Source organism: Tessaracoccus terricola (assembly GCF_054776555.1).
On sequence record NZ_BAAHBS010000005.1, the window covers coordinates 69,980 to 82,116 of the forward strand.

At 67.6% G+C, this 12,137-nt stretch carries 10 protein-coding genes; 4 read left to right on the plus strand and 6 right to left on the minus strand.

The window, feature by feature from the left end; genetic code table 11:
- Nucleotides 1-6 precede the first annotated feature (6 nt).
- The 6 genes from ACYU7G_RS10185 to ACYU7G_RS10210 form a co-directional block, all read right to left on the minus strand.
- On the minus strand, nucleotides 7-3,147 hold the full coding sequence (locus tag ACYU7G_RS10185; protein ID WP_461107429.1) for a S8 family serine peptidase: 3,141 nt from the start codon (nucleotides 3,145-3,147) through the stop codon (nucleotides 7-9).
- 119 nt (nucleotides 3,148-3,266) lie between these two features.
- A complete protein-coding gene (locus ACYU7G_RS10190) occupies nucleotides 3,267-4,226 on the minus strand; it encodes a hypothetical protein (protein WP_461107431.1) in 960 nt (319 codons plus the stop codon).
- A 20-nt stretch (nucleotides 4,227-4,246) separates the two neighbouring features.
- A complete protein-coding gene (locus tag ACYU7G_RS10195; RefSeq protein WP_461107432.1) occupies nucleotides 4,247-4,858 on the minus strand; it encodes a hypothetical protein in 612 nt (203 codons plus the stop codon).
- A gap of 1 nt (nucleotide 4,859) precedes the next feature.
- Nucleotides 4,860-5,336, minus strand: coding sequence for a WXG100-like domain-containing protein (locus ACYU7G_RS10200; protein ID WP_461109563.1), 477 nt, complete (start codon nucleotides 5,334-5,336; stop codon nucleotides 4,860-4,862).
- A 7-nt stretch (nucleotides 5,337-5,343) separates the two neighbouring features.
- The gene (locus tag ACYU7G_RS10205; protein ID WP_461107434.1) at nucleotides 5,344-5,673 is read right to left on the minus strand and encodes a hypothetical protein; all 330 of its coding nucleotides are present in this window, start codon (nucleotides 5,671-5,673) and stop codon (nucleotides 5,344-5,346) included.
- On the minus strand, nucleotides 5,666-6,088 hold the full coding sequence (locus ACYU7G_RS10210) for a YbaB/EbfC family nucleoid-associated protein (protein WP_461107436.1): 423 nt from the start codon (nucleotides 6,086-6,088) through the stop codon (nucleotides 5,666-5,668). Before ACYU7G_RS10210 ends, ACYU7G_RS10205 begins: the two co-directional genes overlap by 8 nt.
- Before the next feature lie 266 nt (nucleotides 6,089-6,354).
- Here ACYU7G_RS10210 and ACYU7G_RS10215 point away from each other — a divergent pair, with 266 nt between their 5' ends.
- The 4 genes from ACYU7G_RS10215 to ACYU7G_RS10230 all read left to right on the plus strand — a co-directional run bounded on the left by ACYU7G_RS10215 (nucleotide 6,355) and on the right by ACYU7G_RS10230 (nucleotide 11,931).
- On the plus strand, nucleotides 6,355-7,875 hold the full coding sequence (locus tag ACYU7G_RS10215) for a sugar ABC transporter ATP-binding protein (RefSeq protein ID WP_461107438.1): 1,521 nt from the start codon (nucleotides 6,355-6,357) through the stop codon (nucleotides 7,873-7,875).
- The gene (locus ACYU7G_RS10220; protein ID WP_461107440.1) at nucleotides 7,872-8,894 is read left to right on the plus strand and encodes an ABC transporter permease; all 1,023 of its coding nucleotides are present in this window, start codon (nucleotides 7,872-7,874) and stop codon (nucleotides 8,892-8,894) included. The genes ACYU7G_RS10215 and ACYU7G_RS10220 overlap by 4 nt, the downstream gene beginning before the upstream one ends.
- A gap of 89 nt (nucleotides 8,895-8,983) precedes the next feature.
- Nucleotides 8,984-10,057, plus strand: coding sequence for a substrate-binding domain-containing protein (locus ACYU7G_RS10225; protein ID WP_461107442.1), 1,074 nt, complete (start codon nucleotides 8,984-8,986; stop codon nucleotides 10,055-10,057).
- 104 nt (nucleotides 10,058-10,161) lie between these two features.
- Nucleotides 10,162-11,931: an L-fucose isomerase gene (locus ACYU7G_RS10230; RefSeq protein WP_461107444.1), complete on the plus strand. Its 1,770-nt coding sequence runs from the start codon at nucleotides 10,162-10,164 to the stop codon at nucleotides 11,929-11,931.
- Nucleotides 11,932-12,137: the final 206 nt, after the last annotated feature.

The following is a 12,137-nucleotide window of genomic DNA, read 5'->3' on the forward strand; positions in this document are numbered from 1 at the left end:
CGGGGACTAGCTGAAGCGGACGATGTTGTTGAACACCCACTTCGTGGTCCAGCGGAAGCCACCGGCGGGGTTCACCTCGATCACCTTGGACTGCACGTAGCTGCGGCAGCCGTTGCCACCCGTGGTGGGGGTGTTGCACTCGGTGCGCCAGTTGCGGCCGTCCTCGGCGGTCCACTCACCGACGACGCCCAGCGGGTTGGCGCCCCAGAGGGACTTGGCCGAGGGCAGGTAGGTGAGGTTGTTGAACACCCAGGCGTTCTTCGCCACGTACTGGCCCTGCTCCTGCACCACGGTGGTGGCCATGATGCTGGTGCGGCAGCGCACGGTCTGCGAGTAGGGCTCACAGACCGTGAACCACTTGCGGCCGTTCACGTCGTGGTAGCCGGGCGTGGAGTACAGGTCCACCTGCGGGTTGGGCTTGGTGGGCTCCGGCGTCGGCTCCGGCGTGGGCTCCTCGGAGGGCTCCTCGGACGGCTCAGGCTGAGTGTTCTTGTAGCCGAAACCGGGCGAGGTCCACTCCTGCGTGCCACCGTCACCGTCGGCCTCGTGGGCGACGATGCGCAGGGCGTAGTCGCCCGGCTCCACCTCGACGACGAGACCGTCGGCACCCTGCACCCGGCCGTCCCACGTCCACAGGCTGAGCCCGGCGTCGCGGCCGAGGAGGTCTGCGGAGTAGGCCGGCAGGACACTGTCCTCCACCGGGTTGCCGGAGGCGTCGACCTCCAGCACCTGGACCTCGACCTTCAGCACCGGCACCGCCATGTGGAGGGCGATGGTGGGCAGGTCGCGGTCAGCCTCGCCGAAGACGTGGTCCTCGGGCGCGTATTCGAACAGCACCTCGGGATCGATGCACTGCTGCTCGGACCAGATGGTGCAGCCCTCGAGGACGACGATGGCCGGCAGGCCCATCTCCAGGTCCGGGAAGATCTCCAGGTTGCCGTAGTCACCGGCCATGCCGGCGAACGGGACGGTGAGGGGATCGCTGCCCTCGGCTCCCTGCAGCACGACGTAGCCGCTGTACTGCGTGCCCTCGATCGCCACGGCCTCCGGGTCCGCGTCGATGGTGACGTCCACCTGGGCGGTGCCGCCCGCGGGGACGGTGACCGACGGCGCGGAGAACGAGACCTGCGACTCGAACAGCGCGAAGCCGACGGCGTTCTGCGTCGCCTCCGGATCCGTCGGGTCCATGTAGGTGGAGACGGCGTCGACGTGGCTCAGGTCGTAGGTGACCTCGGCGTCGGTGTCGTTGCTGATGGTCAGCGTCTGGGTGAACGGACCGTCCGCGGACTCACCGGTGGAGATCTTGCCGGGGCTGACGCTGGTGGCGGCCTGGATGGCGCGGTCCACCTGGATCAGGCCGGCGCCCTGGTGGTGGGCGGCGTCGAGGATGCCGAGGTCCGGTGCGTAGGAGAACATCGTCGGGGTGGCGGTGTTCTGCAACGCGGTCAGTACCTGTGCGGGCTGCAGGTCCGGGTCGGCCTCGAGCATCAGCGCGATGGCGCCGGCGACGTGCGGTGCGGCCATGGAGGTGCCGGACTCGGTCTTGAAGCCGCCGCTCTCCAGCGGGTAGGTGGAGTAGATGGAGCCGCCGGGCGCGCCCAGGTCCGGCTTCAGCGTCAGGTCGGCCGCGAGGCCCCAGGACGAGAAGTCGGACACGAGCCCGCCGGTGGGGTTCGGGTGGAGGGTGTTGTCGCCGGTGACGGCCGCGGTCGGGACCACGCCGTCGTCGTCGGTGAGGGCGGCCTGGAGCAGGGCGCCCTCGGCCTGGGTGACAGTGACCACGGGGATGGTGATCTCGGTCTCGCCCTCGACGGTGGCGTTGATGTAGCCGGCGTCGTTGTTGGCGATGATCAGAGCGGACGCGCCGGCGTTCTGCGCCACCACCGCCTTCTCGTGGAAGGTGCAGGTGCCGCGGCTGGTGACCGCGATCTTGCCGGTCAGGTCCGCGGTGTCGGCCTCGCAGGCCTCCGGGTGGCTGGTCCAGGCCAGTTCCTGCCCGTTGACGGAATCGTCCAGGGCGGGGGAGCCGGTGGAGGGCAGGTAGCCGATGGACTCGGACTCGCCCTCCGCGTCGGTGACCAGGATCTCGGCGAGCGTGACCTGCGTGTTGTCGTAGGAGGCGACGCCGATCACTTTCTCCCCGACGCTGGGGGAGCCGGTGACCTGGGTGAAGTAGTCACCCTCGTTGCCGGCGGACGCGACGACGACGACGCCCGCGTCGACGAGGCGGTTGGAGGCGACGCCCGTGGGGTACTCGGGCCAGGTCTGGAACGCGGCACCGAGCGACATGTTGACGACGTCCATGCCGTCGGCCAGCGCCCGCTCGAGCGCGTCGAGGATGATCTGGGTGTCGGTGGAGCCGTCGCAGCCGAAGACGCGGTAGGCGCCGAAGGTCACGTTCGGCGCAATGCCGGTGAGTTCGCCGTTCGCGCCGACGATGCCGGCCACGTGGGTGCCGTGGCCGCCGCAGTCGTCGGGGATGGCATCGGGCTTGGGCACGGGTTGGTAGGTGGGGGAGGTGGGGTTGGCGTTGTAGTCGTCGCCGACGAAGTCCCAGCCGTAGGCGACCCGCTCGGTGGGGAAGGCCCCGCCGTCGGTGCCGGTGCCGCCGAGGTCGGGGTGGTCGAAGTCGATGCCCGAGTCGATGATGCCCACCTTGACGCCCTCACCCGTGAAGCCCAGTTCGCTGCGCACGGTGGTGGCGCCGGTCATGTCACCGGCGGAGTAGAGGTCCTGCGAGATGTCCTGGGGTTCGGGACGGTCCACCGGGAACACCGGGTAGACGGCGACGACGCCGGGCAGGTTCTGCAGCGCTGCAGCACCCTCGGCGTCGGACTCCACGGCCAGACCGTTGAAGAGGTCCTCGTACTTGCTGTTCACGGTGATCGGGATGGTCTTGCGTTCCACCTCCTTGAGGAACTTGTCCTGCTCCGCGCGGATGGTGCGCTCGGAGCCGCCCGAGGTGGTGGGCTCGCTCTCCAGTTCGACGAACCACTTCCCTGTGGTGGCGAACCTGGTGGTCAGATCGGGGGGTGTCACGTGGTCCCGGGAATCACCCAGGTCTGTGTCTGCGGCTGCGAACCCGAGGGGGGTCATCAGCGCACAGGCCGCGGCCACTGCCGCAACTCGACGCCATGTCTTGGGCATGTAGGTCTCCTCAACCTTTGAAGTAGATGGATTGGATACTAGGGCGGCATGGGGCCAGGCGCCGATGAACCAGAAAGGCCCGGTCCGCCGAGTTGGCGGCCGGGCCTGTTCGGCTCCGATCAGGCGATGCCCTCTCGCTGCAGCCAGGCGAGTTCCTCGGGGCTGTCCTCGAAGAGTTCGTCGCCCTCGAGCATGTAGGCCGACGTGTAGGCCTCCAGCGCCTGCGGGTCGCGACCCTCCGCCTTGTGGGCGTCGCCGAGCCGCAACCAGACGTAGCCGTTGCCGCGCCCGCCGGGGGACTGCAGCGCCAGTTGCAGCGCCTCGTAGGCATCCGCCCAGCGGTCCAGCGCGCCGAGGGCATCCGCGAGTGCCGTGTACAGCAGCGTCGCGGCCTCCCACTGGGTGCGCGGGGTGGGGAGCAGTTCGAGCGCCTTGGTGTGGCACTCGACCGCGGCGTCGGGGGCGTTCAGGTCCTCGTAGTTGGCGCCCTCCTGGAACAGGCGCGTGACCTCCGCGTGGACGTCGTCGGGGAGGTCGCCGCCGGTGGGGGCGCCGTCGCCGGCCTCCGGGACCGCCGACAGCGTGGTCCCGCCCGGTGCGGTGCCGCCGGTGGAGGCTTCGGGAGCGACGCCGCCCGCGGCCTTCGCGGTCTCGTAGAACTGCCAGTACTCGGCCGGCTCCTCCTTGAAGCTGCGTTTGCCGCTGGCCTTGTAGTCGGCGTCGAAGTAGGCGTAGGCCAGCTCCTGCTGGCCTGCGTGGTAGTAGAGCTTCGCCTTCTTGAACCCGATGAGTGCCTGCGATGCAAGGCTGCCTGAGCTGTAGGCCTTCTCCGTGCGTTCCAGCCAGGTGGCTGCCTCGGCCAGACGGCCGGCCTCGATGGCCCAGTCGCACATGTTCTGGGACAGGATCTCGGGGTAGTAGTCCCAGCCGAGCTTGGGCTCGGGCAGGCCCTCCCAGACCTCGTCACCCAGTGCCAGGGCTCCGGTGAAGTCACCATCGGCTGCGAGGTCCTCCGCGGAGTCCAGCTTGGCGTAGAGGACCTTGTCCAGTTCCTTGGGGATTTCGGGGCGTTGGTTCACGCTTCAGATCCTATCCGGGCTCATGGGACTGGGTCCCCCTTGAAGTTCTTCAGTTGTTCGAGGATGTCGGTCTCGAAGTCCTTGATGTCCACGCCGTCGGGCAGCGTCACCGGGGGTTGGTAGGTGAACCCCGAGTTGCCCATGATGCGGCCGTCGGCCTGGTTGATGTGGCTGGGCTGGAGCTCGTAGTTGTTCGGGTCCGTCATCCAGTCTCGGACCTCGTCGCTCTTCGGGCCGTGGTAGCGGCCCACGTTGTTCCAGTAGGTGACCGCATCGATGGGCACATGTCCCATGTCGCAGTCCTGCAGCTTGTACCAGTTGCCGTCCTCGCCCAACACCTTGACCTTGCTGAGCTCCGACGGGTTGTCAGGGTCCCAGCCCCTGATCTTGCCCTGGCCGTCCATCCTGCGGATGACGTCCTGGCCCACCTGCGACTTCTTGCTGGGCGTGGATCCGACGTAGGCGTTGCGGCGGCCCGTGATAGGGTTCTTCGCGGCCAGGTCGTCGCCCTTCTTGTGGGCCTTCTCGATGCTCTCCCTGGTGGCCTTGCTGAAGTGGAAGTGCTTGGCCACGACGCGCTTGAAGATGCCGCCGTTGGCGAGGTCCACGATCTTCTTCGGGTATTTCGCCATGTCAGGCCGCCAGGATCTGTTCGACTGCGATGTTGATGGCCGCCTCGATGGCCCACTTGGCAGCCTGTCTGGCGGCCAGCGCTGCCCCGGAGGCCAGCCCCGCAGTGGCGATGGCCGACGCGATGGCCGCCGCCAGGATCACCAACTGCGCAATGACTGCCAGCTTCATGGTGAGCACGATCCCGGCCGCGACGCCGTGGGCGCCGGCCACGTTCATCGCGCCCTGCCGGAAGTCGACGACGGCCTTGAGGTTGGTGTCCTCCCCGCCGAAGTGCGCGGCGAAGGCCTGCGCGGCCGGGCCCTGGTTGGCGGCGGCCACTACCTGGGTGCCCTGCTGCACCTGCGAGATCACCTGGGTGCACTCATTGGCGAGCGTGTTCCACTGCTGCGCCCAGTCCCACAGCACCGACTCGTCGGTGGCGGGCCAGTCGTAGCCGACGTACTCGAGGGCCTGGCGCAGCCAGCCCGGAAGTTGCATCCCCACCTCAGACTCCCTCGTTGATGGTTGCGGCGGTCGCGGTGTTGGTCTCTTCCACGGTGCGGTAGTTGGTGCCGGTGACCTGCATGTTGCCGGCCTCCTCGGTGAGCCCCTCGGAGATCCCGGCGACCGTCTCGGTCACGGCCTGGAACAGGGCGGGGAAGATCATGGACAGCGCCGCGTCGGCGAGGGTGCCGCCGTTGTTGCAGCCGAGCCGGCCCAGGTCCGTCACGCGCCCGAGGGTCGCGTTCGCCGTCGCCGCGAAGTCCTGGGCACCGGCGGAGACGCGGCGGGCGCCGTCGTCCCAGCTCTGGGGGTCGAATCTCACCTCAGTCACGGGCGATCCCCCTGGTGAAGTCCTCCAGTTTGGCCATCTCGACGCGGTAGGAGTCGAGGACCTCGCCCTGCAGTGAGCGCAGCCCCTCCTGCACCTCGGCCAGGTCCGGCATGCCTGCGAACTGCTCCATCGCCTGCTCCCGCGCCGCGGCGAGGGCCTCGTTGGCGGCCTCGGTGACCAGTGCGGCGAGTTCCGCGGCCGGGACGCGGATGGGTTCGGTGATCTCGATGGCGAGGATCTCGTCGGTGGCTGCCCGCACGACGACGGAGCGGTCGTTGCGGCTGGCCTCGGCCTCGACGGGTTCGATCTCGGCACCCTGCCTGATGGTGTTGCCGGACTGGGCGGTGAACTCGATGACGCGGGCGACGGTGTCAGACAGCGTGGCTCCCGCGGGGCGGTCAGGGGACTGGGACATGTGGCCTCCTCACAATCGAGAAGGTAGTGCCCGATGGGATCACGACACGCGGTGGTTCGCGCACGACCTTCCGGCCCCGGCTGAGGGCGTCAACGGCTGGTTGATGGCGGGCTTGCGGACCGGGTCCCGGGTCACAGTTTGGTAACCCCTACTTCCATCCGCGGAACCAGAGTGCTAGCGTTAACACCAAGCGATGGCAGCGTTAACACTGAGGTGGTGCTGCCGGAGCCGGACCAGCAGTGCAGCGGACGTACGAAGGAGTGCGAGTGACCAAGACTTTGCTCGAGCTACGTGACATCAGCAAGACCTTCCCGGGTGTCAAGGCGCTCCAGAACGTCAGCCTCGACCTGCGGGCCGGTGAGGTGCTCGGGCTGTGCGGTGAGAACGGCGCCGGCAAGTCCACGCTCATGAAGGTGCTCACCGGCATCTACACCCACGATCCCGGCGGCGAGATCTGGCTGGACGGCAAGCAGGTGGAGGTCACCGGCGTGAACCACGCCCGCGAACTCGGCCTGTCGATCATCCACCAGGAACTCAACATGGTCCCGGACCTGACCGTGGCCCAGAACCTGTTCATCGGCCGCGATGGCAGCCACAAGGGTGGCTGGATCAACGACGCCGCGCTCAACCGGCGCGCCTCCGAACTGTTCGAACGGCTCGGGATGCACATCGATCCGAAGACCCGCGTCGGGGATCTGTCCGTCGCCCGCCAGCAGATGGTGGAGATCGCCCGCGCCCTGTCGTACGACTCGCGGATCCTCGTCATGGACGAGCCGACGGCGGCGCTCACCGTCGCCGAGACCGAGGCCCTGTTCGGCATGATCCGGGACTTCATCACCCCCGAGACCGGCCTGATCTACATCTCCCACCGCATGCCGGAGATCGAGGAGATCACCGACCGCGTCACCGTCATCCGCGACGGCGAGTTCGTCGGCACCGTCAACACCGACGAGGTGGAGATGCGCGAAATCATCTCCATGATGGTGGGCCGCGAGGTCTCCGCCGAGGCGCGCCCCCGCAACGTGCGCCAGTCCGACGAGGTGGTGCTGAAGGTCACCGGGCTCAACACCCGCAAGCTCCTGCACGACATCAACTTCGAGGTCCGCAAGGGCGAGATCCTCGGCTTCGCCGGCCTGATGGGCGCAGGCCGCACCGAGGTGGCGCGCTGCGTGTTCGGAGCGGACCCGCGCACCAGCGGCGAGATCGAACTGCACGGCAAGCCCGTCAACATCCGCACCGCCGCCGACGCCGTGCGCAACGGCATCGGCTACCTCTCGGAGGACCGCAAGCACTTCGGGCTGCTGCTGGACCAGGACATCAAGGCCAACACCGTGATGGCCGCCATGAACGACTTCCACGTCGGCGGCTTCATCCTCGACGGCAAGATCAAGACGGTCGGCACCGAGTACTCGGACAAGCTGCGGGTCAAGACCCCCTCGGTGAACCAGCTGATGGGCAAGCTCTCGGGCGGCAACCAGCAGAAGGTGGTCATCGCCAAGTGGCTGGTGCGCAACTGTGACGTGCTCATCTTCGACGAGCCGACGCGCGGCATCGACGTCGGCGCCAAGGAGGAGATCTACGAACTCCTCGAGACCCTGAGCGCGCAGGGCAAGGCCATCATCATGATCTCCTCGGAACTGCCGGAGGTCCTCCGGATGAGCCACCGGATCGCGGTCATGGCCGCCGGACACATCACCGGCATCCTCGACAACGAGGACGCCACCCAGGAAAACATCATGGAGCTCGCCACCGTCGGCCGGGCCCAATTGGCAGGAGACGCAGCGTGAGCGAGAACAACAACACGGACACCAAGCAGGCAGCAGCGACGGCGGCCGCGCCGTCGGCGATCTCCAGGATCCTGCGTTCCTCGCTGCAGCAGATCTTCGTGTTCGCCGCGCTGGTGGGCATCTACATCTTCTTCATGATCGCCGCCCCCAACTTCGCACAGTTCGGGATCGCGCTGGACATCATCCAGCAGTCCGCCTACATCGGCGTGATGGCCCTCGGTGCCACCTTCGTCATCGCCACCAGCGGCATCGACCTGAGCTCCGGCACCGGCATGACGCTCGTCGCCGTGATGGCCGGCGTCTTCCTCTCGGGGGAGTGGCTGAACCTGCCCCTGGGCGGTGGGCTGATCCTGATCCTGCTCGTGGGTGGTGTCCTGGGCCTGGTCAACGGCGTGAACATCGCCTATCTCGGGCTGCCGCCGTTCATCGCGACGCTGGCCACCATGATGGTGGCCCGCGGCCTGGCGCTGATCATCTCCGACAAGGCGTCGATCTCCATCAAGAACCCGGGCTACGGCTGGCTCGCCAACGGGCAGTTGATCCCCGGCATCCCGAACGCGGTGCTGTTCTTCGTCGTGCTGGCCGTCATCGCGGCCGTCCTGCTGAACAAGACCCTGCTGGGCCGCTACGCGCTGGCGATCGGCTCCAACGAGGAGGCCACCCGCCTCTCGGGCGTCAACACCAAGCTGTGGAAGATGCTCGTCTACGTCGTCGCCGGCGTGTTCATCGCCTTCGGCGCCATCCTGTACTCCGCCCGCTTCGGCTTCGTCCAGCCCGCCGAGGGCCTGGGCTTCGAGTTGAACGTGATCGCCGCCGTCGTCATCGGTGGCACGTCGCTGGCCGGTGGCCGGGCCAACATCCTCGGCACCGTCGTCGGCGCCCTGATCATGGAGACCCTGAAGAAGGGCCTGCTGATGATGGGCATCGCCCAGGAGTGGCAGTTCGTCGTCACCGGCATCGTCGTCATCATCGCCGTGTTCGTCGACAACCTCCGCCGCCGCCGCGCCGCCGCGGCCTGATACCCCCCCGCACAACTGAATAGCCACCACGGAGCGCCTGCTCCCGGTAACCCAAGAGCATCGCTGCTCGAATGAAAGGAAGGACAAGAATGCGTCTTCTACGTACCGCCATCGCGGCCACGTCGCTGCTGGCCCTCGGCCTCACGGCGTGCAGCACGTCCACACCCACCGACACCGCCGAACCCGAGGACACCACGGCGGCCGAGACCACCGCTGCCGAGGAGACCACCGCGGCAGAGGAGACCACCGGAGCCGAGGAGACCACCCCCGCGGGGGACGGCGAGATCCCGATGGGCAACGGCGAGACCATCTACCTCGTCTCGAAGGGCTTCCAGCACCGCTTCTGGCAGGCCGTCAACGAGGGCGCCTCGCAGGCCGGCGAGGAGTTCAACTACGACATCCAGTTCGTCGGACCCGACGACGAGACCAAGGTCACCCAGCAGCTCGACCAGCTGCAGACCGCGCTGGACTCCAACCCGATCGCCATTGGCTTCGCCGCACTCGACACCGGCGCCGCCGAGCCGATCCTGCAGGAGATCGAAGCCGCGGGCATCCCGCTGGTGGCGTTCGACTCGGGCGTGGACTCCGACCTCCCCGTGACCACCATCCAGACCGACAACACTGCCGCTGCCGCCGAGGCAGCCAAGCACATGATCGAGCTGACCGGCGGTGAGGGTCAGGTGGGCGTCATCTGCCACGACCAGACCTCGCAGACCGGCAAGCAGCGCTGCGACGGCTTCGTCGACTACATCAAGGAGAACGCACCCGGTATCACGGTCCTCGAGCCCCAGGTTGCCGGCGAGGTGGGCCTCGCGGCCAACACCGCCAAGGCGATGATCCAGGCCAACCCGGAGATCGTCGGCATCTACGGCACCAACGAGGCCGCAGCCTCCGGCGCCGTCCAGGGTGTGACCGAGTCCGGCGTCGAGGACCTCGTGGTCATCGGGTTCGACTCCGGCAAGACCCAGATGGATGCCATCCGCGACGGTCGCATGGCCGGCGCCATCACCCAGTCGCCGGTGAAGATGGGCTACGAGACCGTCGTCGCCGCCATCAAGGCCGTCAACGGCATCGAGCAGCCCGAGATCATCGACTCCGGTTTCGCCTGGTACGACGCCAACAACATCGATGACCCGGAGATCGCCGCCAACCTCTACGAGTGATCCCCTGACGAACGCAGCGGCACCGTCCCACAAACCGGGCGGTGCCGCTGCCCACGCACCACAAGCCAAAGTTTTCTCCCCGACACGTGAGAGGTGTTACCTGCATGACCAACTACCCGAAGATCGGTATCCGTCCCATCATCGACGGCCGTCGCCGCGGAGTGCGTGAGAGCCTCGAGGCCCAGACCATGGGCATGGCCGAGCGCGTCAAGGCGCTGTACGAGTCCGAGCTGAAGTACCCCGACGGCACCCCGGTGCAGGTGGTCATCGCCGACTCCACCATCGGACGCGTCCCGGAGGCGCAGGCCGCCGCGGAGAAGTTCCGTCGCGAGAACGTCGGCCTCACCCTGAGCGTCACCCCCTGCTGGTGCTACGGCTCCGAGACCATCGACCTGGACCGCTCCATGCCGCACGCCATCTGGGGCTTCAATGGCTCCGAACGCCCCGGCGCGGTCTACCTGGCCGCCGCGCTCGCGGGTCACGCCCAGCTGGGCATCCCCGCCTTCGGCATCTACGGCGAGGAGGTGCAGGACGCCGACGACGAGACCATCCCCGACGCCGTGCGCCAGCGCCTGCTGGACTACGCCACCGCCGGCCTCGCCGTCGCGCAGATGAAGGGCAAGTCCTACCTGTCCATCGGCGGCGTCTCCATGGGCATCGCCGGTTGCGTGGTCAAGGAGGAGTTCTGGACCCCCTACCTGGGCATGCGCAACGAGTACGTGGACATGGTGGAGATCGAGCGTCGCATCAAGCTCGAGATCTACGACAAGGACGAGTACGAGGTGGCCTACAAGTGGGTCCGCGAGAACCTCGTCCAGGGCGAGGACTTCAACGAGGACCAGTTCAAGGCCACGGCGGAGGACCACGAGGAGTGGTGGCCCTACGTCACCAAGATGGTGCTCATCGGCCGCGACCTGATGGAGGGCAACCCCAAGCTGGCGGAGCTGGGCTTCGAGGAGGAGGCGCTCGGCCACGGCGCCCTGATCTCCGGTTTCCAGGGCCAGCGCCAGTGGACCGACTACCTGCCCAACGGCGACCTGATGGAGACCCTGCTCAACACCACCTTCGACTGGAACGGCAAGCGCCAGCCCAGCCTGATGGCCACGGAGAACGACAACCTCAACGGCGCATCCATGGTGTTCAACCACCTGCTCACCAACCGGCCGCAGATCTTCTCCGACGTGCGCACCTACTGGAGCGCCGACGCCATCGAGCGCGTCACCGGCCACCGTCCTGAGGGACTTGCTGCCGGCGGCGTCATCGACCTGCGCAACTCCGGCGCCACCACTCTCGACGGCACCCTCGCCGCCAAGGACGCCGACGGCAACCCGACGATGAAGCCCTGGTGGGAGGTCACGGACGAGGACATCCAGGCGATGATCTCCGAGACCACGTTCCACCCCGCCAACGGCGGCTACTTCCGTGGCGGTGGCTTCTCCACCCACTTCCGCTCCGCCGGCGACGTGCCCGTGACCATGACGCGCATCAACTGGGTGGACGGGCTGGGCCCGGTGATCCAGATCGCCGAGGGCCACACCGTCGAACTGCCCGACGAGGTGGCCAAGACCATCGAGCTGCGCACCGATCCCGGCTGGCCGACCACCTGGTTCGTCCCCACCATCACCGGTGAGGGCGCGTTCACGTCGGTCTACGACGTGATGAACGCCTGGGGCTCCAACCACGGCGCCATCTCCTACGGTCACATCGGCCACCAGCTGATCACGCTGGCCTCGATGCTGCGCATCCCGGTCAACATGCACAACGTGTCCAAGGAGCGGATCTTCCGCCCCAAGAGCTGGATGGGCTTCGGCACCTCCGACCTCGAGGGCGCTGACTACCGCGCCTGCGCCACCTACGGTCCGCTCTACGGCTGACCGTCCGTCCGTTGGTCTCGACCAGCGTGACAAACCGTTGGTCGAGTAGGACGCCCCGCGTCCGTGTCGAGACCTCCCTCACCGGTGGTCTCGACACGCCGGCTCGTTCCTCGCCGGCTACTCGACCAGCGGAACCACCCCGTTGGTCTCGACCAGCGGAACCACCCCGTTGGTCTCGACAAGCGGAACCACATCCATCCCCCGAC

What these genes read in the sequence shown, in the direction of transcription:
- ACYU7G_RS10230 (WP_461107444.1), top strand. Translation starts at nt 10,162, where the DNA reads ATGACCAACTACCCGAAGATCGGTATCCGTCCCATCATCGACGGCCGT.
- ACYU7G_RS10185 (WP_461107429.1), bottom strand. Translation starts at nt 3,147, where the DNA reads ATGCCCAAGACATGGCGTCGAGTTGCGGCAGTGGCCGCGGCCTGTGCG.
- ACYU7G_RS10200 (WP_461109563.1), bottom strand. Translation starts at nt 5,336, where the DNA reads ATGCAACTTCCGGGCTGGCTGCGCCAGGCCCTCGAGTACGTCGGCTAC.
- ACYU7G_RS10195 (WP_461107432.1), bottom strand. Translation starts at nt 4,858, where the DNA reads ATGGCGAAATACCCGAAGAAGATCGTGGACCTCGCCAACGGCGGCATC.
- ACYU7G_RS10210 (WP_461107436.1), bottom strand. Translation starts at nt 6,088, where the DNA reads ATGTCCCAGTCCCCTGACCGCCCCGCGGGAGCCACGCTGTCTGACACC.
- ACYU7G_RS10225 (WP_461107442.1), top strand. Translation starts at nt 8,984, where the DNA reads ATGCGTCTTCTACGTACCGCCATCGCGGCCACGTCGCTGCTGGCCCTC.